This window comes from Streptomyces sp. NBC_01460, assembly GCF_036227405.1.
GTDB lineage: Bacteria > Actinomycetota > Actinomycetes > Streptomycetales > Streptomycetaceae > Streptomyces.
In genome coordinates this window covers 2,190,259-2,210,874 of record NZ_CP109473.1, presented here as the reverse complement: position 1 = coordinate 2,210,874, position 20,616 = coordinate 2,190,259, and the positions used below count along the sequence as shown (strand labels likewise).

Sequence of the window (20,616 nt, the reverse complement as noted above, 5' to 3'; positions counted from 1 at the left end):
GGGCGAGCGGCGGATCAGCTCTCCGGCTGCTCGATCAACTGGGCGATGTAGAGCGCCTCACCGAGCTTCTCCACCAGTTCGAGCTGGGTGTCGAGGTAGTCGATGTGGTGCTCCTCGTCCTCCAGGATGGACTCGAAGATGTTCGCCGACGTGATGTCGCCCTTGCCGCGCATCACCTCGATGCCCCGCCTGAGGCGGTCGATCGCCTCGACCTCGACCTGCCGGTCCGCCTGGAACATCTCGGTGACGGTCTGCCCGACCCGTACGTGGAAGAGCCGCTGATAGTTGGGCAACCCGTCCAGGAACAGGATCCGGTCGGTGAGGATCTCCGCGTGCTTCATCTCGTCGAACGATTCGGCCCGGGTGTACTTCGCGAGCTTCGTCCAGCCGAAGTTCTCCTGCATCTTCGCGTGCAGGAAGTACTGATTGATGGCAGTCAATTCGGCGGTCAGCTGTTCGTTGAGGAACTCGAGGACCTCGGGGTCGCCCTGCATCGCAGAGGCTCCTTCCAACCGGTGAACTGGGCATGTTTCCGGCGCATCCTCGCACCGCGCCACGCGGTCGTCCAGTAAGTGCACGCTTAGTGCGAGTTGCCCGAATCGACTCTCCCCTGGTCATGACCACCCCTGCCTGTCTGTCACCATGGAGGCATGGGTCAGCCGGAAAGCCGGGAACGCGGCACAGCAGAACAGTCCGGGCTTCCGCCGGGGCAGCGGCTGCAGCGGGGCTGGCCCGTCACTCATTACGGGCCCGTGCCCAAGTTCAAACCGGACCGCTGGGAGTTCCGGGTCTTCGGGTCCACGGCCGACGGTGACAAGCACTGCTGGAATCACCAGGAATTCTCGGCACTTCCCTTCTCCTCCGTCGTCGCCGACCTCCACTGCGTGACGAAATTCAGCATGCTCGGAGCGGAATGGGGCGGAATCCTGGCCCGCGAGATCGTGGAACTGGCGCCGCCCGCGCCCCACGTCACGCACGTGATGGTCTGGGCCGAATACGGATTCAGCTCGAATCTCCGGCTCGCCGACTTCGCGTCGGACCGGACCTTGTTCGCCACCCACAAGGACGGTGAACTGCTCACCGCGGAACACGGCTTCCCGCTGCGTCTGGTCGTGCCGCACCTGTATGCCTGGAAGGGCCCCAAGTGGGTCCGGGGCATCGAATACATGACGGCGGACCGGCGCGGATTCTGGGAGGAGCGCGGGTACCACAACATCGGTGACCCGTGGAGCGAGCAGCGCTACTCCTACCAGGAGGAGCCCGGGGACGGCCCCGAGCTCTGACGCTCCCGGCGTCCGTTCAGCCGTGGTGGCGGTGTGCCACGGCATGCCCCTTTCCGCGGCCGATCATCCACTTGTTGACCGGTGTCGTGACGACGAAGGCGGCCGCCAGCGCGAGGGCCAGGACGGTCCAGAACATCGCGTCCGAGAGGTGGGCGTCCATGGCTCCCGGCCAGAGCGCGATCACCCCGTTGTCGATGAGCTCCATCACGGCGATGGACACGGTGTCGGCGGCCAGGGCGACCTTGACGGCCGCGCGGAGGCCCACGCCGGAGCTCAGGACCGAGCGCAGGGTCAGCGCGTAGCCGAAGAAGAACGCCAGGACGATCGCGAGCACCATCGTCTGTACGTTGCCCCAGCCGAGCGCGGTCCCGACCACCATGCCGAGGATCTCGCCGATCGCACAGCCGGTGAGGCAGTGGAGGGTCGCGCGCGCGGCCATGGCCCACCCCGAGCCCCCGTCGCCGTGGGTGGCGTGGTGTCCCTGATGTGTGTGGTGCGCGTGGTGTGCGTCGTGCTGCATGAGAAGCCCCCGGAGTCTGGTCGTGGTGTCCTGACATCTTCGGCAACCACATACCCCCCGGGGGTATTCCCTCACGGCTTCAGCGCGTGTCCCGGAGCTTCTTCAGCCGGACCACGTCCGCGGCGTGGCCCTCCTTGCCGCCGGGTGTCTCGATGATCAAAGGAACGCCCTCGGTCGCCGGGTGCGAGAACAGCTCGCGGAACGGCTCGGCGCCGATGTGGCCCGCGCCGATGTTCTCGTGCCGGTCCTTGTGGGCGCCCACCACGTCCTTGGAGTCGTTGGCGTGGATCAGCTTCAGCCGTCCCTCTCCGACCGTCTCCACCAGCAGGTCCAGGGTCTGCCGCATGCCGGAGGGACCGGTCAGGTCATGACCCGCCGCGTAGATGTGGCAGGTGTCCAGGCAGACCCCCAGCCTGGGGTGGGAGTCCAGGGCCTCGAAGTACGGCCCGAAGTCCCAGGTCCGCGAGCAGAGCGAGGAGCCCTGCCCCGCGGTCGACTCCAGCAGCAGGAACGGATCGTCGTCATGGGTCAGCTCGTCCAGCAGCGGAAGCATGTGCGTACGCACCTGGGCGAGGGCCTCCTCGCGCGGGCGCCCGCCGGTGGCCGAACCGGTGTGCACCACCACACCGAGGGCGCCGATCTGCCTCGCCCGGCGCAGCGAGTGGCGGAGCGAGAGGACCGACCGCTCGACCGTGGCCTCGGTGTGCGAGCCGAAGTTGATCAGATACGGGGCATGGACGTACGCCTGTACGGACTTCGCCGCGCACTCCGAGCGGAACAGCTCGTCCTGCGCGGGGTTGCCGGGCGGTGTCGCCCAGCCCCGCGGATTGGCGACGAAGACCTGGACGGTCTCCGCAGCCAGCTCCCGGGCGTATCCGAGGCCGATCTTGGCCAGTCCGCCGGCCACGGGCACGTGACCGCCTACGGGGTTGCGCATGTTCCGCCTGTCCTCGGTGGACCTAGAGGCCCTTGGTCCTGATGGTGATCGTGGAGCCCTCGGCGGCCGTCCGGCCGCCCTCGACCGACTGGCTCCCGACCGTGTCGCTGAACGAGAGGAAGGGGCGGTCGACCTTGACCTCGAACCCCGCGTCCTCCAGGGCGCTCCGTGCCTCGTCGACGTCCTTCCCCGTGACGTCGGGGACCTGGAGCATGCGCGGGCCCTTGGAGACGGTCAGCTCCACGGTGTCGCCCTCGGCGGCCTCGGCGCCGCTGCCGGGCGACTGCCGGGCGATCTCGCCCGCAGCCTCGGGGGAGTCGACCCGCTCGGCCAGCACCTCGGTCCTGAGCCCCGCCTCGTCCAGCGCAGCCCTGGCGTCCTCGACGGAGAGGCCCGTGACGTCGGGGACGTCGACCGGGCTGCCCTTGCTGACGACCAGGGCGACAGCCGAGTCCGGGTGGCGCTCGGTGCCGACCCGCGGATCCGTACGGATCACCTTGCCCCGGTCGATCTCCTCGCTGAACTCCCGGGTCACCATCCCGGGTGCCAGGCCCGTCTTCTTCAGCTCGCGCCGGGCGTCGGCGAGGGCGAGCCCCTCGACGTCGGGCACCTTCACGATCTCCGGGCCGCGCGAGATCACCAGCCGCACCGCGTCGTTGCCCCGGATCCGCTCACCGGAGCCCGGATCGCTGCTGATCACCGTGCCGCGCTCCACGGTGTCGCTGTAGGCGCGGTCGACGCCCTTCAGATCGAGGCCCTCGTCCGAGAGCCGCCGCTCGGCGGCGCTCTGGGTCTGGCCCAGGAGCGAGGGGACCCGGGTGAACTGCCCGGAGTTGATGTACCAGACACCCGCTCCGAGCCCCAGGACCAGCAGGACGGCGACGAGCACGGCGGCCGCCCCCCGCCGGCCGCGGACCGCGAAGGACCGCCGCGCACGCCCCGGCTCCCGGGGCCCGGCCGGAGGCATCTCCAGCCGGCTGGTGTGGTGCGCGGTGCCCTGGCCGGCCGGGATCACCCGGGGGATCACGCTCGTGCGGTCCTCGCCGGCGTCGTGCGACTCCGCGATCGCCTGCGGGGGCACCGCGTCGAGCTGCTCCTCGGTGAGGCCCGCGCGTATCTCGCGGGAACTCGCGAGGAGGGCCACCGCGTCGGCCGGACGCAGCTCGGGGTCGCGCGCCGTGGCGGCGGCCACCAGGTCGTCGAGACCGGCGGCCAGGCCCGGGACGGCACCGGACGGCGCGGGGACGTCCTCGTTGAGGTGCTGGTAGATGACCTGGGCGGCGGTGTCCCCGGCGTGGGGCTTCCCGCCGGTCAGCATCTCGTAGAGCACCACACCGCAGGCGTAGACGTCGGACCGGGTGTCGGCCGTGCCCTGCTCGATCTGCTCCGGGGCGAGGTAGGAGACCGTGCCCAGCAGCGAGCCGATGGTGTCCGTGGCGGTGCCGACCGCGCGCACGAGACCGAAGTCCGCGACCTTCACCCGGCCGTCGTCCCCTATCAGGACGTTCTCCGGCTTCATGTCGCGGTGGACGAAGCCCGCACGGTGCGCGGCGCCGAGGGCGGCCAGTACCGGTTCGAGGATGTCCAGAGCGGCACGGGGCTGCAGCGCGCCGCGCTCGCGCAGGACGTCGCGCAGGGTGCACCCGGCGACGTACTCCATCGCCAGGTAGACGTACGCGCCCTGGGCGCCCTGGTCGAAGACGCCCACCACGTTGGGGTGGGCGAGCCGGGCGACGGACTTGGCCTCGCGGATGAAGCGCTCGACGAACGCGGCGTCGGTCGCCAGCGCCGGGTGCATCACCTTGAGGGCGAGCACCCGGTCGAGCCGGGTGTCCACGGCCCGGTAGACCGTGGCCATGCCGCCGACGGCGATGCGCGCATCGATGCGATAGCGGCCGTCGAGCAGCTGCCCGACCAAGGGGTCCTGGAGGGTCGTGTCCACGGGGCGAGTCTACGAGCTGCCACGGACACCACGGATGGCCCAGGGTTCCCGGTGGCCGATCCGGTGCGGAGCCGTGACAGGGGCATGCACGTGCTGTGACCGGGGGAAGCCCGCGGGTGTCCGGATCAGAAGGCCGGACGCTCCGGGTCCAGCACCGCGCGGCCCTCCACCGGGGAGGACGCTTCGGCGAAATGACGCCGCGGGATGCGTCCCGCCCGGTGTGCGAGCCGCCCGCCGTCCACCGCGTGCCGCATCGCCGCGGCCATCAGCTCGGGCTCCTGCGCCCGGGTCACCGCCGAGGCGAGCATCACAGCGGCACAGCCCAGCTCCATCGCCAGCGCCGCGTCCGACGCGGTCCCCGCGCCGGCGTCCAGGATCACGGGGACCTCGGCCTGCTCGACGATCAGCTGGAAGTTGTGGGGGTTGCGGATGCCGAGCCCGGAACCGATGGGTGAGCCCAGCGGCATGATCGCCGCGCAGCCCACGTCCTGGAGCTTGCGGGCCACGACCGGGTCGTCGCTGGTGTACGGCAGGACCGTGAAGCCGTCGTCGACGAGGATCTCGGCGGCGTCCAGCAGCTCGACCGGATCGGGCAGCAGCGTCCGCTCGTCGGCCACCACCTCCAGCTTGATCCAGTCGGTGCCCAGCGCCTCCCTGGCCAGCCGGGCCGTCAGCACGGCCTCACCGGCGGTGAAACAGCCCGCGGTGTTCGGCAGGACCTGGATGGAGAGGCGCTCCAGGACGGAGAGCACCGAACCCTGCACGGTCGGGTCGAGCCGGCGCATCGCCACGGTCGTCAGCTCCGTGCCGGAGGCGATCAGGGAGCGTTCCAGCACGTCGAGGCTGGGCGCCCCGCCGGTTCCCATGATCAGACGGGACGAGAAGGCGGTGGATCCCAGCGTGAAGAGGTCGTCGGACATGGTCAGCCTCCCTGGACGGCGGTGAGGACCTCGACGCGGTCGCCGTCGAGGAGCGCGGTGGCGGACCACTGGCCGCGCGGGACGACGGCCTCGTTGACCGCTGCGGCGACCCCCGAGGGAGCCCGGGTCAGCGCCGCGACCAGGGTGTCCAGCGCGGTGCCGGCGGGGACGGTGCGGTGTTCCCCGTTGACGGAGACCCGGACGGGATCGGCGGAGGGCGCTGGCTGTGTCATGCGGTCTGCTCCTGCGGCGCGGGGGCGGTCTCTTCGGGGGAGGGGGCCTGGGGGTGCTCCGGAGCGGCCGTGGCCGGGGCGAAGCGGCGTGGCGCGAAGGGGCGGCCCAGCTCGGGCAGCTCACCGGTGGTGAGCACGTGGGCCATCACGTCTCCGGTGACGGGGGTCAGCAGCACCCCGTTGCGGTGGTGCCCGGTGGCGAGGTGGAGGCCGGCCAGTGCCGTGGGGCCCAGCAGCGGCGCGTTGTCCGGGGAGGCGGGCCGCAGACCGGCCCGGGTCTCGGTCAGCGGCAGTTCGGTGATGCCGGGCACCAGTTCGTGGGCGTCCCGCAGCAGCTCGTAGACCCCGCCCGCGGTGACGGTGGTGTCCCAGCCCAGCTCCTCCGTCGTCGCGCCGACCACCAGCTCACCGTTGGCCCGCGGCACCAGGTAGACGTGGCTGCCGCGCACGACGGCCCGCACGGTCCTGCTGAGGAAGGGGGCGTACGCCGGAGGAACCGTCAGCCGCAGGACCTGCCCCTTGACCGGGCGTACGGGGGGCACGACCGCCTCGGGTATTCCCTCAAGCCGGCCGCTCAGGCTGCCCCCGGCGAGCACCACCTGGCCGGCGGCCAGCTCCGTACCGTCCGCCAGCACGGCGCCCGTCGCACGGCCGCCCGTGACGGAGAGCCGCTGGACCCAGGCCCGGCGGAACACCACCCCGGCCCGCTCGCACGCCGTCACCAGGGCCGAGGCCAGCCGCCGGGGATCCACCTGGTGGTCCCCGTCGACGCGGAGCCCGCCGCGCACGCCGGGCGCGAGCATCGGCTCCAGGCGCCGGCACTCGCGGCCGGTGAGCCACTCGGACTCCAGCCCCGAACGCCGCTGCAGGGCGTGCAGCTCCCGCAGGTGGGCGCGGTCGTCGGAGTCCAGCGCGACGGAGAGCGTGCCGCAGGCCCGGAAACCGGTCTCCTGCCCGCTCGCCTCCTCCAGCTCGCGCACGAACTCCGGATAGCGCGCCGCGGAGGCCACGTTGAGGCCGAGCAGCATCTGCTCGCCGTAGTGGAGCTCGGTGACGGCGGCCAGCATCCCGGCCGCCACCCGGGCGGCCCCGCCGCCGGGGTCGGGGTCGGCCAGCGTGGTCGCCAGGCCGCGCTGGGCGGACCGCCAGGCGGTCACCAGCCCGATGATGCCGCCCCCGACGACCAGGACGTCGGAACTGTCTGCGGAGATGCGCATGGGCGTCCAGCCCCTCCCTTCGCCGGCATGACCCGGATCAGGTTCGTACGGTCGGAGGCCGGCCAGCCTCCCTCTCAGCCCGGTGCGTCCGGACTCCCGCGAGTGTCTTACGGTGGCCAGCCTAGACCCCACCCGCCGCAGCCGGTAAGGGAGCCGTACCCGTGGCCCGTTCGCTCGACGGACTCGTCCTCTCGCCGGTCGCCGACCAGGCCCCCGGCCAGGTCGGCACCCGGACCCGTTTCACGTACCACGAGCGGGACGGCCGGATCTGGGCCGAGTACGAGGGCGGCGACGTCGTCCGCGGGCATCTCGTCGGCACCCGGGACGCGGACACCCTGGACTTCCGTTACGTCCAGTTGAAGCGGGACGGGACCACCTCCTCCGGACACTGCGTATCGACCGTCACGGACCTGTCCGACGGCCGCGTCCGTCTGGACGAGAAATGGGAGTGGGAGTCCCAGCGGGGGAGCGGGACGAGCGTGGTGGAGGAGCTCACCCACTGACTTCACGTCAGGTGACTAGGGTGGACGGGTGAGCGAGCAGACACAGGACGAGGCAGCGGGACACCCGTCGCGCGGGGTCGTGATCGTGGGCGCGGGCATGGCCGGTGTGCAGACGGCCGTGGCCCTGCGCGACCAGGGCTTCACGGGACCGGTCACCCTCATCGGCGCCGAACCGCACCAGCCCTACGACAGGCCGCCCCTGTCCAAGGCGGTCCTGCTGGGGAAGGCCGAGGACTCCGCCTTCGACGTCGACTTCGAGGCGCTGGGCATCACCCTGCGCCTCGGGCTCGACGTGGACGGCCTGCGCGCCGGCGCGCACGAACTGGACACCGCGGAGGGGCCCGTCGCCTACGACGCGCTGGTCATCGCCACGGGAGCGGAACCCATCGGTCTGCCCGGCACCGAGGGCGTGCCCGGCGTGCACCTGCTGCGCACCCTCGACGACGCCGCGCGGCTGCGGCCCGTCCTTGAGCGGCAGCACGACGTGGTCGTCGTCGGAGCGGGCTGGATCGGCGCCGAGTTCGCCACGGCGGCGCGCGCGGCCGGATGCGCGGTCACCGTCGTCGAGGCCGCCGGCCGTCCCCTCGCCGGCACCATGCCCGCCGAGGTAGCCGCCCCGATGGCCGCCTGGTACGCCGAGAGCGGGGCCGAACTCCTCACCGGGGCCCGGGTCGCCCGCGTCGAGCAGGGCGCCGTCCACCTGGCGGACGGCCGGGTGATCCCCGCGGGAGCGGTGGTCGTGGGCATCGGGGCCCGGCCCGCCACCGCCTGGCTCGCGGACTCGGGCATCGCGCTCGGCCCGGACGGCTCGGTCACCGCCGACAGCTCCCTGCGCTCCTCGCTGCCCGACGTGTACGCGGTGGGCGACTGCGCCTCCTTCCCGTCCGCCCGCTACGGGGAGCGGCTGCTGGTCCACCACTGGGACAACGCCCTCCAGGGACCCCGGACGGTCGCCGCCACCCTCGCGGACGGAGCGGCCGGGCCCTACGACCCGGTGCCCTACTTCTGGTCCGAGCAGTTCGGGCGCTTCGTGCAGTACGCCGGCCATCACGCCGGCGCGGACACCCTGCTGTGGCGGGGCGACCCGGCGGACCCCTCCTGGACGGTCTGCTGGCTGCGCCAGGGGGTCCTGGTGGCGGTGCTGGCCGTCGGCCGGCCGCGCGACCTGGCGCAGGGGCGCAAGCTCGTCGAGGCGGGCGCGCGGATCGACCGGGTGCGGGCCGCCGACTCCTCCGTACCGCTGAAATCGACGGCGCTCCAGGGGTAGGCGCGGCCTCGTGCGCCCGGCCCGGGTACCGACTGTCGGTCCGGGATGGCACGCTTGTCCTTGTGACCGAGATTGACGCAAAGATCGATGCTCTCGTCCCCGCCTGGCTCCACCTTCCCGACATCGCGGAAATGCTCGATGTCGAGGTGACGCGCGTACGGCAGCTGGTCAAGGAAGGCCAGCTCATCGCCGTACGACGTGGTGAGAACCGGGCGCTTCAGGTGCCTGCCGCCTTCATCGACGGCGACAAGGTGGTCAAGGGTCTCGCAGGGACCCTGACGCTCCTGAGGGACGACGGCTACAACGACGAAGAGATGCTGGACTGGCTCTTCACCCCCGACCCGACCCTGCCCGGCACGCCCGCGCAGGCCCTGAGCGAGAATCGCGGTACGGAGGTGAAGCGCCGGGCCCAGGCGCTCGCCGTCTGACCGGAGAGCCGTGAGCGGGTGCGGGCCGTGGCACACACGGCCCGCACTCCGCGTTACCGGTGTCCGCAGGCGCGGCGCCTCACCCACGTACACGGTGTGCGCCGTGCGACGCGTCGCCGCACCAGGACATCGACCTACCGACGGGGGACACCACTCATGCCCACACCTCTCATGCCCACACCTCGCGCCCAGCTCTCCGGCGCCCGGCTCTACCTGTGCACGGACGCCCGCAAGCGGCAGGGTGACCTCCCCGAGTTCCTCGACGCCGTGCTGTCCGGCGGGGTGGACATCGTGCAGCTGCGCGACAAGGGCATGGAGGCCGCCGAGGAGCTCGAGCACCTCGCGGTCCTCGCCGACGCCTGCAAGCGCCACGGCGCGCTCCTCGCGGTGAACGACCGGGCCGACGTCGCCCACGCCATCGGCTCCGACGTGCTCCACCTCGGCCAGGGCGACCTGCCCGTGCCCGCCGCCCGCGGTGTCGTCGGCGGCGACGTGGTGATCGGCCGCTCCACCCACGCCGAGGCCGAGGTCGACGCGGCCGCCGCCCAGGAGGGCGTCGACTACTTCTGCACGGGTCCCTGCTGGCCCACCCCGACCAAGCCCGGCCGGCACGCCCCGGGCCTCGGCCTCGTGCGCCACGCCGCCTCGCTGGCCACGACGAGGCCCTGGTTCGCCATCGGCGGCATCGACGCGGGCAACCTCGACGAGGTGCTGGACGCCGGCGCGCGCCGGGTCGTCGTCGTCCGGGCGATCACCGAGGCGGACGACCCGGCCGCGGCCGCCGCCTCGCTCGCGCGGCGCGTCCGGGAACGCGCGCTCTGAGGCGGGCGGCCCGCGGCTGTCGGGCGACTGTCCGAGGGGTGGACAAAATCCGCCTCATTCCGGTCAATCCGGTCTGTGTGGTTGGGGTACCGCCGGGCCCTGGTTAACCTCCCAGTATGGCCCTTGGCACACCTTCCACCAGGACAGATCACGCGCGCACCGTGCGTGAGCTGCTCGCGACCGGCGAGACGTCGTTCTCGTTCGAGTTCTGGGCGCCCAAGACCGAGAAGGGCGAACGGAATCTCTGGAACGCCCTGCGCCGGGTCGAGGCGGTGGCCCCGAGCTTCGTCTCCGTGACCTACGGGGCCGGCGGTTCCACCCGCGCCGGGACGGTCAAGGCGACCCAGCAGATCGCCGCGGACTCCACGCTCACCCCGGTCGCGCACCTCACCGCGGTCGACCACTCCGTCGCCGAACTGCGCAACATGGTCGGGCAGTACGCGGACGCCGGTATCCGCAACATCCTCGCGGTGCGCGGCGACCCGCCCGGCGACCCGATGGGCGAGTGGGTCGAACACCCCCAGGGCGTGCGGTACGCGGCCGATCTCGTCCGGCTGATCAAGGAGGCCGGTGATTTCTGCGTCGGTGTCGCGGCATTCCCCGAAATGCATCCGCGATCCGCCGGCTGGGACTCCGACATCGCCCATTTCGTGGACAAGTGCCGCGCCGGTGCCGACTACGCGATCACGCAGATGTTCTTCCAGCCGGAGAGTTATCTGCAGATGCGTGACCGGGTGGTCGCTGCGGGTTGCGACACCCCCGTCATTCCCGAGGTGATGCCGCTCACCAGCGTGAAGCAGCTGGAGAGGTTCGCGCAGCTCAGCAACGCGTCGCTGCCTTCCTCGCTGAAAGACAGCATCCTCGCCGCAAAGGACGACCCGGCCGCTGTACGCTCCATTGGCATCGAGTTCGCCACGGAGTTCTGCGCGAAACTGCTCTCCGAGGGTGTCCCCGGGCTGCACTTCATCACGCTCAACAACTCGACGGCGACACTCGAGATCTACGAGAATCTCGGACTGCACAAGCAGTCGTGACCGGCCGTACCCGCCACCAACCGGGGCGGTGGCCGTAGGAGGGGGCGGGCGTGGGCTGGACGGTCCTCTACATCGCATTCGGCATAGTGGCGTTGTGGCTGCTGGGCGAGGTGCTGCTGCAGTACAAGGCACGTCTGCGCTGGAGGCTCCTCGCCTTCGGCGGCTTCCTCGGTGTCGTCCTCGGTGTCCTGATCCCCTCGGTGCTGGTGATCGCCCTGGGGGCGATCGCCTTCGCGACGGGCCAGACGTACGTGACGCTCTCGTTCAGGCGAGGCTTCTCGACGGGGTGGGCCATAGGCGGCAGCCCCGGTGAGAGCCGCCGTAGGCGTGGGGCGAGTGACCGGAAACCCACCCTCGAGGTCTCCGGCCTGGAGTACGAGGAGGCCCCCCGCCCACACGAGGCGGAGACCGCCCCCGCGGCGGTCTACGAGCCGGAGCCGATGCCGGACGACACCGGGCAGTACGGCATCTACACCGACCCCGCACCGGCCGGCCGCGAGGCACGGCAGGACCAGCACGGCGAGCAGCAACCGCAGTACGGCGCCTACGACCCGTACACCGGCTACGGCCAGCAGCCCGCCCAGGACTCCTACGCCGCCCAGGACTCCTACGCCGCCCCGGACCCCTACGCCGCCCAGGGCGGCTACCAGGACCAGGGCGGCCATCAGGGCCAGGGCACGTACCAGGACCAGGGCGCCTACGCCGGCCAGTACGACCACGGCACCGACCAGCAGGGCTACCCCGCCTACTCCGACCCCTACACCGGCACGGGCACCACCACGGGCACCGGGCAGTACACCGGCTACGACCCCGCCTACGGCAACGGGTACGACCCCGCGTACGGCACCGGGCAGCAGTCCGCGGATCCGTACGCCGGCCAGTACAGCGACACCCCGCCCGGCGGGGTCTGGGTTCCCCAGCAGCGCGAGAGCGACCAGTACCCTCCACTGCCGCCGGAGGCTCCCGACCGGCCCGCGCCGTACGGCAACGGGTACGACACCGGTCAGAACGAGCAGTACCGCTACTGAGCCGCGGCGCGGCGCCGCCGAGGAGGTGTTCCGCGGTTCACTGCGAGCCGCGGAAGCCGTCACCCTCCACGACGAGTCCGGCGACCAGGGCACCCGACATCCCCGCGTGGGCCGTCCCACCCCCCGGATGGGACCAGCCGCCCGCCAGGTACAGGCACGGCAGCGGGCTGCGGTTCCCACGGTGCAGATAGGACCCCCCCGCCCCGGCCAGGGCCGGAGCCGGCACCGAGCCGCCCTCGGCGCCGGTGTCGGCCGCCGTCTCGGCGGGCGTACGCACCTCGGTGTGGAGGATCCGCTCACGCAGACCGGGAACGGCTTCGGCGGCACGGCCGATCACCGTGTCCGCGAACCGCTCGCGCAGAGCCCCGTCCGTCCAGTCGACCGGACCGTGCGGCGCCACCGTCACCACCAGGGTCACCGCCTCGTGCTCCTCGTCGGGGCGGGTGGCCGGATCGTCCGGGCGCAGCACCGTCACCGTGGGGCTCTGCGCCGTCCGTCCGCCGAACACCGCCTCCTGCTCCGCACCCGGGTCCCCGGAGTGCACCACCGTCCGGTGCGCGGTGCCGGCCTCCCGGGCTCCGCGCAGCGACAGCAGGACGAGGAAGCGGCCGGGCACCGGGGCACCGTGCGCCCCGGCAGGCGGCTCCTCCCGGACCGGCAGGAGGCCGGGCGCGGGCTGCGCGCCGAGGACCACGTGATCGGCCTCCACACTCGTGCCGTCCGCCAGCTCGATCCCCGCCGCCCGGCCGTCCTTCTCGGACACCCGGACCGCCTCGGCGCCGAAGACGAAGTCCACCCTTCGGGCCAGGCACCGCTCGTACACCGCGTCGGCCAGGGCGCGCATGCCCCCGGCGACGTACCAGCTGCCGAAGGTCTCCTCCATGTACGGCAGGAGGGCGGCGGCCGCCGGGGCGCGGCGCGGGTCGAGCCCGTACGACAGGGCGTACCCGTCGAGCAGGGCGGCAAGGCGCGGGTCTTCCAGCTCCCAGGCGCCCACCTCCGCGGGCGTCCCCGCCGTCCGGGGGGTACGCAGCAGCCTGCGCCGGCGCACCGCCGGGTAGGGGTCGCGGCCCAGGGGCCGCCGGTCCGCGGGCAGCGGCTCCTCGAGGAGGGGCCGGCGCGAGCGGTCCCACGCGGTGCCCGCCCGGTCCAGGAAGTCACCCCAGCGTGCTCCGGTCCCCTCACCCAGCGCCCGGTCCAGTGCGCCGACCACTCCGGCGCGTGAGGCGTTGGGCAGCGACACCGCGGTGCCGTCCGCGAAGAGATGACGGCTCGCCGGGTCGACCTGGGTGAGCGTCACGCACTGCTCCAGGCTCTCCTTGCCCGTCTTCACGAACAGGTCGCGGTAGACCGCGGGCAGGTGCAGCAGGCCGGGGCCGGTGTCGAAGACGAAGCCGTCACGGGCATACCGGCCGAGCGAGCCTCCATGGGTCTCCGTGCGCTCGTACACCGTCACCCGGTGGCCTGCCACGGAGAGCCGGGCCGCCGCCGCCATCGCGCCCGTCCCGGCGCCGATCACCGCAATTCGTGCCATGGCAGTGACCCTACGGGGTGCCGCCCGCGGTTCACTCGTGAGGCCAGTGCCTGCCCGCCCCGGCCAGATCCCTCTCCTCGCGCCGCTGGGCCCTGCGGCGCAGGAACCGGCGGATCCGGGAGGCCAGGAAGACCAGGGTCACCAGGCCGAGCAGGAGCAGGGCCCCGGCGACGAGGGCCGCCGCCACCGGGTTGAAGACCGCGAAGGTGATGATCCCGGCGACGCCGAGGTCCTCCGCCACGCTGACCCCGATGGTGCTGAACGGTTCCGGCGAGGTGTTGACCGCCATCCTGGTGCCGGCCTTCACCAGGTGGCTCAGCAGCGCGGTGGCCCCCCCCACGGCGCCCGCCGCCAGCTCCGGCAGCGATCCGCTCTCACCGGCCAGCAGCGCCGCGACGACCGCCCCGGCCACGGGCCGGATCACCGTGTGCGCCGCGTCCCAGGCGGAGTCCACGTACGGGATCTTGTCGGCCACCGCCTCGAACAGGAAGAGCACCCCGGCGGTCACGAGCACGTCGGTGCGCTGCAGGGACTCGGGCACCTCGTCGGTGAGCCCGGTCGCGCCGAAGACACCGAAGAGCAGGACCACCGCATACGCGTTGATCCCGCTCGCCCAGCCACTCGTGAACACCAGGGGGAGTACGGACACGGACGCGATCGTAACCAGTCCGCGCGGGGTCCGGGTGGGGTCCGTCGCACACGCGTGAGTACCTCTACCTAGTGCGGGAGATGAGTAGCGATGCGGATGGGCTCCCACCTGCGCGGACGGAAGAGTGGAGCCCACGGAAGGGGCACGGCGCCCGGACCGCCGGCACGGGGCGGCGGAACGGCGCGGCACCCCGGACGTGACGGGGGCGCACGACGCGGGGCTCCGGGACCACGGGGGACACGGGGTCACGGGGGAGGGCTTCGCGGCTGCACGCCACGCCGGTCCGGCGGAATTCGGGGGGATCGAATTCCACCGGACCGGCGTTCTCGTGTCTGCGTGTCTGCGTGTCTGCGTGTCTGCGTGTCTGCGCGTCTGCGCGGACCGCGGTCTAGCGTCCGCTGACCCGGCCGTGCAGCAGCAGGGACAGCGCGGAGTGCACGTCGTCGATCGTCCGCTCGGGCTGGAACGCCTGCCAGTCGAGGGCGGCCACGAGGACCATCCCCACCAACGCGGCCGCCGTCAGCTGGATGTCGATCTCCTCGCTGAGCTCACCGGCGGCGACACCCTCCCGGAGCACCCCCTCGACCACGGCGACGGCCTCCTGACGCAGCACCAGGAGGGTCGACTGCCAGGCGCGGTTGGTGCGCCACAGCTCGGCGACGTAGAGCTGGGTGAAGGCCGGGTAGCGGTCGATGAAGACGAGACCGGCCCTGATCATCGCGTCCAGCGCCTCCACCCGGGTGCCGCCGCGCGCCTCCGTGGAGTCGGCGGCCGACCGCAGCGACTGGGTGAGGAGCCCCACCCCGTGGCGCAGCAGCTCCTCGAAGAGCTCGGTCTTGCTCTTGAAGTTGTAGTAGACCGTGCCCTTGGCGACCCCGGCGCGCTCCGCGATCTCGTCGACCGTCGTCGCGGAGAAGCCCTTCTCCGCGATGAGGGTCACCGCCGCCTCGTAGAGCTTCTGCCGGGTGACCTGGCGGCGCGTGGTGCTACTGCTGTCCATGACCCTGATTCTCACAGGTCCCGGGGCGGTCACAGACTCAGCTCCGGGTGGAGCCGGTCCAGGGTCCAGACCTGCTTGCGCCGGGCGGAGAGGGCGGTCAGCGCCAGCGCGCCCGCGGTGAAGGCCAGCAGCACGGCGCAGCCCTGCCAGACCGGGCCCAGCCCGCCACCCGTGATCAGCCGGCGCAGCCCGTCCACCACGTAGGTCATCGGCAGGTAGGGGTGGATCGCCCCGAAGAACCCCGGGCTGGTCTGGACGGGGTAGGTGCCCCCGGCCGAGGTGAGCTGGAGCATCAGCACCGCGAGGACGAGGATCCGGCCCGCCGCGCCGAAGCGGGCGTTGAGCCACTGCACGATCGCCGCGAAGCAGCAGGTCACCAGCGCCAGGAAGCCGATCGTGCCGGCGGCGTGCGTCATCTGGAGACCGAGCCGCCAGTGCAGCACCGACATCAGCGCGGCGACCTGGAGGAGGCCGATCGCGGCGACCGGCAGCCAGCCCGCGAACGCGACGCGCCAGGCCGGGGCCCCGGCCGCGAGCGCACGCCGGTTGAGCGGCTGGATCAGCATGTACGCCACCATCGCGCCCACCCACAGCGAGAGCGGGATGAAGTAGGGGGCGAAGCCGGTGCCGTAGTTGGGAGCGGCGTGCAGCGACGAGGAGGCCAGCCGCACGGGATCGGACATGACACCGGTGCGGGCGTCGCGGTCCTCCTCGTCGTAGTCGGGGATCTTGCCGACACCGTCGTTCAGCCCCTGGGCGAGCGTGGCGGAGCCGTCGCCCAGCCGGTACAGCCCGCTCTTCAGGGTCTTGGCGCCCGACGAGAGCTTCGTGACGCCGGTGTTCAGGTCCCCGGCTCCCGTCTTCGCCGTTCCGAGGCCGGTGTGGAGGGCGTCGGCACCCGTGGCGACCTTGTGCGCCCCGGTGTTGAGCGCGTTGATCCTCTTCACGGCCGACTCCAGGTCCGTGTCCAGGTCCGGTGAGCGCTTCGCCAAGGCGTCGGCCTGCTTCTCCAGGCCGGCCAGCCGGGTGCGCAGCTTCGACAGGTCGCCCTTCTGGTTCGTGACCAGGGCGTTCACGTCGTCGGACACCGCGGCGACATCCGCCGCCGCGGCCTTGGCACGCTTCAGCTGCGGACAGACCCCGGGGTCGGGCAGCGTCTGCTCCTCGCAGCGGACCCGGTAGACCTCGGCGAGGTCGTCGGAGGCCTTGTGAGCGGCGGCCGAGGCGGTGGGAGCCGCCTCCACCAACAGGTCGAGGTTGTCCCGTACCGCCTTCGAGGAGTCGGAGACCAGGCGGGCGGTGTCCCCGATGGCCTTGCCGTTGTCCTTGAGGAAGGGGCGCACGTCGGCGGCGACCGCGTTGACCTTGTCGGCGAGCACCTGGGTGCCGTCGGCGACCTGCCGGGACCCCGACTCGAGGTCGCCCGCGCCCTTGTCGAGCTCCGTGATGCCGCTGGAGAGCCGGCCGCTGCCCGACTTGGCGTCCTTGAGGCCGTCCGCGAGGTCCTTGGAGCCCTTCTTCGCCTTCGTGAGGCCGCTCTCCAGGTCGTCGGCCCCCTTGGCGGCCTTCGCGGTCGCGTCGTGCAGGCCCGAGAAGTCGATGAAGATCCGGTCCAGGAAGCCGCGCGAGGCCTTGGCCGACGCGGCGCTGCGGACCTCGGCGAAGACCGTCCTGGAGATCTGGCCGACGATGTAGTTGTTCGCGTCGTTCGTACGCACCCGCAGGGCGCCGGTGCCCGGGGATTCCCCGGCGCTCGACGCGATCCGCTCGCTGAAGTCCGACGGCATGGTCAGCGAGAGGTAGTACGTCCCGTCCTCGACGCCCCGCGCGGCCTCGGCGGAGCCGACCTCGTGCCAGTCGAAGACCTTGGAGTCGAGCAGTCTCTCCGTGATCTCGTCCCCGGCCGCGAGGTGTTCGCCGCCGGTGCTCGTGCCCCTGTCGTCGTTGACGAGCGCGACGGGAACGCGGTCGAGCCGCCCGTACGGGTCCCAGAAGGACCAGAGGTACAGCGCTCCGTAGAGCAGGGGCAGCAGGAGGAGCGCCACGAGTGCGGCACGCGGCATCCGGCCCCTGCCGAAGCGCCTCAGTTCAAGCGCGGCCAGCTTCGGCGATCGCATCGGCCGTCCCCTTCCCGTTCCCGGTGGTCGTGTCGCCCTCGGATGTCTCCGCGGCGGGTTCGTCGTCCTCGTCGGCCGGTTCCTCCTGGCCCGGTTCTTCCTCGGCCGGTTCTTCCCGGGCCGGTTCTTCCCGGGCCGGTTCTTCCCGGGCCGGTTCGGCGTCGGCCGCCGGGCGGGTCCGTACGGTGAGCGCGTCCTCGGGGGCCTCGCTGCACACGGCCAGCACCGTGGTCCCGTCCGCCGCGAGGCCGCGCAGCAGCTCCCAGGCCAGGGCCCGGTCCGTGACGGAGAGCTTGAGGTCGGTGTCGTCGACGGCGAGGAGCCGCGGACGGCCCATCAGGGCGAGGGCTACGGAGAGGCGGAGGGCCTCCAGCCGCTCCAGGTCCCGCACGGAGGTCCGTTCCGCCTTGGGCAGGGCCGCGACGTCCAGGCCCGCGGCCTCCAGAGCGCCGTTTACCGTCGCCCGTGCCGCGGCAGCCCGTTCGGCGCGGGGGCGCAGCAGGGAGCGCGGCGAGCCGTCGAAGCGGCGCCGCAGCAGGGCCCGTTCCCGCAGGTGTTCGGCGACGGTGAAGGAGGGGTCCAGCTCGCTGACCCCGGGGACCGGTCCCAGCGCGCTGAAGCGGCGTACGGCGGCGAGACGGCCGGGCAGGCGCTCGCCCCCCACCTCGGCGTGGCCCTGGGTGGAGCGCATCCGGCCGGTGAGCGCGAGGAGCAGACAGGTGCGGCCCGAGCCGGAGGGGCCCTCGACCGCGACGAGCGATCCGGGAGGGGCGGTGAACCCCACGCCCCGGAAGGCCCAGCCACGCGGTCCCTTCAGTCCGAAGTCCTCGGCGCTCAGCGCCGCCCCGTGCGGGCTGCCCACGACCCCACCCCCATCTTTCCGAACGTTTTTGAACTGACCAGTCAGTGCAAAAAAACTATCCCGAACGCACGCATGAAGCAAAGTGCCTGGTCGGGGGCAGGCTCTGAGGGATTGTCAGTGGCGGCCGTCACGATGGACACATACGGCCACGGAGCCGTCACGCGACGACAGGAGGCTCGTCATGGCCAGCTCGTCCGCAGCCGCCGCCCCGCGGCGCCGCGCAGTCAGCCCTGCCCCCTCACCGACCGGTCCGGCGACCGACGTCCACCCCGTTCTGCGCCGCACCACGGCGCCGCCCGCCGCTCTCGATCTGCTCGCCAAGGCCCACGCCGGCCTCGACGAGGCCGCCGTACTCGACGTGCCCAACGAGCGGTACGCCACCGCCCACCTCGCCGCGCTGCGCACCGCGGCCGCCGTGCTCGCGGCCCGCGGCAGGCCGGAGACCCCCGGCCGCGGCCGGGAGCGGATCCGCAGCGCCTGGGAGGTCCTCCCGGACATCGCGCCGGAACTGGCCGAGTGGAGCGCCCTGTTCGCCTCCGGAGCCGCGCGCAGGGCCCGTGCGGAGGCGGGCATACCCGGCGCGGCCACCAGCCGTGACGCCGACGACCTGCTGCGCGACGTGGCCGTGTTCCTGCGCCTGGTCGAGCGGCTGCTGGCCCTCCAGCCCGTCCTCCCGCAGCCCCGGAAGGACGGGGCCGGGCGGCGGCCCGACGCGGAGTGACCGCGAGGGCGGTGCGAGGCAATAGGGTGGAGCGCACCCGTACCACCTGCACTGTTCACGCTCCGCCGTCCGTGGCGGCACCGTGCCGAGGAGTCAACTGCCGTGTCGGACCAGCTGCGCCCCCGCGCCTCCCTCCGTACCGCCGTGGTCTGGGAGGTCCTCAAGGACGCTCTCGAGCGCCGGGTCAAGGCGACGGGCAGGGAAGCCCTGGACGTGCTGGACACCGGAGGCGGCACCGGTAACTTCGCCGTGCCCGTCGCCCGGCTCGGCCACCGGGTCACCGTCGTCGACCCCAGCCCGAACGCCCTCTTCGCGCTGGAGCGCCGTGCCGAGGAGGCCGGCGTCGCCGACCGTGTCCGCGGAGTCCAGGGCGATGTCCTCGGCCTGTTCGACGTGGTGGACCGCGGCGGTTACGACGCGGTCCTGTGCCACGGCGTCCTGGAGTACGTGGACGACCCCGCCGCGGGCGTACGGAACGCGGTCGACGCGCTCCGCCCGTCCGGCGCGCTCAGCCTGCTCGGCGCCGGCATCGGCGGTGCCGTCCTGGCCAGGGCCCTGGCCGGACACTTCGCCGAGGCCCGGCAGGCGCTGACGGACCCCGCCGGGCGCTGGGGCGACGGCGACCCCGTGCCCCGCAGGTTCACCGCGGACCAGCTGGCCGGACTGGTCGCCGACGCGGGCGTCGAGGTCGGGGCCGTCCACGGCGTACGGGTCTTCGCCGACCTCGTGCCGGGCGTTCTCGTGGACACCGAACCGGGTGCGATGGAGGAGCTGCTCAGGCTGGAGGCGGCCCTCGCGGAGCTGCCGGCCTTCCATTCGGTGGCGACCCAGCTGCACGTTCTCGGTGAGAAGCGCCCCTGAGCGCCTCGGGGCACACTGGTGGAGTAAGCGCGCCGGGCGCCCGGAGCCCGGCTGATCAGCAACGCAGCTGCAGACGGAGTACCGCTGAGAACACCCGATCGGGCCGGGAGCCCCGTATGATCGGGTGACACCATCCGGCATGACGGATCGGAGGTCGGGGAATCTACGCCTCAGCAGCCGAGCCGACATGGCGGTCCGGACTGGCTATGGCTAGAGGGCGGGTTTCACGGGGGCGAATCCCTGCCTATCCTGGAAGGGCCGCATACCGGTCGCCCCCGCGGCCGACGACGAGGAGGACTCCGTGCCGCTCTCGGAGCACGAGCAGCGAATGCTCGAGCAGATGGAGCGAGCGCTGTACGCCGAAGATCCCAAGTTCGCTACAGCGCTTGAGGGAAGCGGGCTGCGCAGGTACACCCGGCGACGGGTCTACCAGGCGGTGGCCGGTTTTCTGGTGGGTATCGCACTCCTCATGGCCGGAATGGTTTTCCAGCAGACCTGGGTCAGCGTGGCGGGATTCCTCGTCATGCTGGGCTGCGCCGTGCTGGCGGTCACCGGATGGCGCAAGGCGCCGAAGCCCGGTGAGCAGCAGCCGGCCGGGAGTGCGAGCGGGGGCGGAGGCGAACGCCGACATCCCAGACAGCGCCGGTCGATGATGAACCGGATCGAACAGCGGTGGCAGCGCCGCCGCGACGAACAGGGCCAGTGAGCTCTGCGCGATCCGGCCGGCGGCGGGCAGCC

General features: G+C 72.4%; 22 protein-coding genes and 1 riboswitch. Of the genes, 10 read left to right on the top strand and 12 right to left on the bottom strand.

The genetic code is table 11. The features are described from left to right. Positions 1-14 precede the first annotated feature (14 nt). Entirely contained in the window at positions 15-494 is a 480-nt protein-coding gene (bfr, locus tag OG488_RS09840; RefSeq protein WP_329227849.1) for a bacterioferritin, read from the bottom strand. A gap of 156 nt (positions 495-650) precedes the next feature. Here bfr and OG488_RS09835 point away from each other — a divergent pair, with 156 nt between their 5' ends. Beyond that, the gene (locus OG488_RS09835; protein ID WP_329227847.1) at positions 651-1,283 is read left to right on the top strand and encodes a sulfite oxidase-like oxidoreductase; all 633 of its coding nucleotides are present in this window, start codon (positions 651-653) and stop codon (positions 1,281-1,283) included. 16 nt (positions 1,284-1,299) lie between these two features. Here the strand turns inward: OG488_RS09835 and OG488_RS09830 are convergent, their stop codons facing one another. The 6 genes from OG488_RS09830 to thiO form a co-directional block, all read right to left on the bottom strand. Then, entirely contained in the window at positions 1,300-1,803 is a 504-nt protein-coding gene (locus OG488_RS09830; protein ID WP_329227846.1) for a DUF4396 domain-containing protein, read from the bottom strand. Positions 1,804-1,882: 79 nt separating this feature from the next. Beyond that, a complete protein-coding gene (locus OG488_RS09825) occupies positions 1,883-2,740 on the bottom strand; it encodes a deoxyribonuclease IV (protein WP_329227844.1) in 858 nt (285 codons plus the stop codon). A gap of 22 nt (positions 2,741-2,762) precedes the next feature. Continuing rightward, positions 2,763-4,682 (bottom strand): Stk1 family PASTA domain-containing Ser/Thr kinase, encoded by a 1,920-nt coding sequence (pknB, locus tag OG488_RS09820; RefSeq protein ID WP_329227842.1) that lies wholly within the window; start codon positions 4,680-4,682, stop codon positions 2,763-2,765. Positions 4,683-4,807: 125 nt separating this feature from the next. Continuing rightward, entirely contained in the window at positions 4,808-5,602 is a 795-nt protein-coding gene (locus tag OG488_RS09815) for a thiazole synthase (protein ID WP_329227840.1), read from the bottom strand. A 2-nt stretch (positions 5,603-5,604) separates the two neighbouring features. Continuing rightward, complete coding sequence (gene thiS, locus OG488_RS09810; protein ID WP_329227838.1) at positions 5,605-5,835, bottom strand: sulfur carrier protein ThiS; 231 nt, start codon at positions 5,833-5,835, stop codon at positions 5,605-5,607. Continuing rightward, positions 5,832-7,052: a glycine oxidase ThiO gene (gene thiO / locus OG488_RS09805; protein WP_329227836.1), complete on the bottom strand. Its 1,221-nt coding sequence runs from the start codon at positions 7,050-7,052 to the stop codon at positions 5,832-5,834. The genes thiS and thiO overlap by 4 nt, the downstream gene beginning before the upstream one ends. Further along, positions 7,050-7,162, bottom strand: a riboswitch (TPP riboswitch). Its footprint overlaps the gene before it by 3 nt. 51 nt (positions 7,163-7,213) lie before the next feature. Between thiO and OG488_RS09800 the strand changes: the two genes are divergently transcribed. The 6 genes from OG488_RS09800 (at position 7,214) to OG488_RS09775 (ending at position 12,134) form a co-directional block, all read left to right on the top strand. Beyond that, positions 7,214-7,555: a hypothetical protein gene (locus OG488_RS09800; RefSeq protein ID WP_329227834.1), complete on the top strand. Its 342-nt coding sequence runs from the start codon at positions 7,214-7,216 to the stop codon at positions 7,553-7,555. Between the two features lie 28 nt (positions 7,556-7,583). After that, positions 7,584-8,822, top strand: a complete 1,239-nt coding sequence (locus OG488_RS09795) for an NAD(P)/FAD-dependent oxidoreductase (RefSeq protein ID WP_329227832.1) — start codon at positions 7,584-7,586, stop codon at positions 8,820-8,822. Positions 8,823-8,884: 62 nt separating this feature from the next. Then, positions 8,885-9,250 (top strand): Rv2175c family DNA-binding protein, encoded by a 366-nt coding sequence (locus OG488_RS09790; protein ID WP_103513527.1) that lies wholly within the window; start codon positions 8,885-8,887, stop codon positions 9,248-9,250. Positions 9,251-9,421: 171 nt separating this feature from the next. Beyond that, a complete protein-coding gene (thiE, locus tag OG488_RS09785; protein ID WP_329238556.1) occupies positions 9,422-10,072 on the top strand; it encodes a thiamine phosphate synthase in 651 nt (216 codons plus the stop codon). A gap of 116 nt (positions 10,073-10,188) precedes the next feature. Beyond that, positions 10,189-11,106 (top strand): methylenetetrahydrofolate reductase [NAD(P)H], encoded by a 918-nt coding sequence (metF, locus tag OG488_RS09780; protein WP_329227829.1) that lies wholly within the window; start codon positions 10,189-10,191, stop codon positions 11,104-11,106. A gap of 50 nt (positions 11,107-11,156) precedes the next feature. Beyond that, positions 11,157-12,134, top strand: coding sequence for a hypothetical protein (locus OG488_RS09775; RefSeq protein WP_329227827.1), 978 nt, complete (start codon positions 11,157-11,159; stop codon positions 12,132-12,134). A 37-nt stretch (positions 12,135-12,171) separates the two neighbouring features. Here the strand turns inward: OG488_RS09775 and OG488_RS09770 are convergent, their stop codons facing one another. The 5 genes from OG488_RS09770 to OG488_RS09750 form a co-directional block, all read right to left on the bottom strand. After that, positions 12,172-13,668, bottom strand: a complete 1,497-nt coding sequence (locus tag OG488_RS09770; protein WP_329227825.1) for a phytoene desaturase family protein — start codon at positions 13,666-13,668, stop codon at positions 12,172-12,174. A gap of 31 nt (positions 13,669-13,699) precedes the next feature. Beyond that, entirely contained in the window at positions 13,700-14,317 is a 618-nt protein-coding gene (locus tag OG488_RS09765; RefSeq protein WP_329227823.1) for a DUF4126 domain-containing protein, read from the bottom strand. Between the two features lie 388 nt (positions 14,318-14,705). After that, positions 14,706-15,317, bottom strand: coding sequence for a TetR/AcrR family transcriptional regulator (locus OG488_RS09760; protein WP_329227821.1), 612 nt, complete (start codon positions 15,315-15,317; stop codon positions 14,706-14,708). Positions 15,318-15,346: 29 nt separating this feature from the next. Further along, positions 15,347-17,434 carry a YhgE/Pip domain-containing protein gene (locus OG488_RS09755; RefSeq protein WP_329227819.1) on the bottom strand — a complete coding sequence of 696 codons (2,088 nt, stop codon included), beginning with the start codon at positions 17,432-17,434 and terminating at the stop codon, positions 15,347-15,349. Further along, positions 17,406-18,296 carry an ATP-binding cassette domain-containing protein gene (locus OG488_RS09750; RefSeq protein ID WP_329227817.1) on the bottom strand — a complete coding sequence of 297 codons (891 nt, stop codon included), beginning with the start codon at positions 18,294-18,296 and terminating at the stop codon, positions 17,406-17,408. The genes OG488_RS09755 and OG488_RS09750 overlap by 29 nt, the downstream gene beginning before the upstream one ends. Before the next feature lie 181 nt (positions 18,297-18,477). Here OG488_RS09750 and OG488_RS09745 point away from each other — a divergent pair, with 181 nt between their 5' ends. From OG488_RS09745 to OG488_RS09735, 3 genes are all read left to right on the top strand, one after another. Beyond that, complete coding sequence (locus OG488_RS09745) at positions 18,478-19,017, top strand: SAV_6107 family HEPN domain-containing protein (RefSeq protein WP_329227815.1); 540 nt, start codon at positions 18,478-18,480, stop codon at positions 19,015-19,017. Positions 19,018-19,119: 102 nt separating this feature from the next. Further along, complete coding sequence (locus OG488_RS09740) at positions 19,120-19,878, top strand: methyltransferase (protein WP_329227813.1); 759 nt, start codon at positions 19,120-19,122, stop codon at positions 19,876-19,878. A gap of 301 nt (positions 19,879-20,179) precedes the next feature. Beyond that, positions 20,180-20,584, top strand: a complete 405-nt coding sequence (locus tag OG488_RS09735) for a DUF3040 domain-containing protein (RefSeq protein WP_033303312.1) — start codon at positions 20,180-20,182, stop codon at positions 20,582-20,584. Positions 20,585-20,616: the final 32 nt, after the last annotated feature.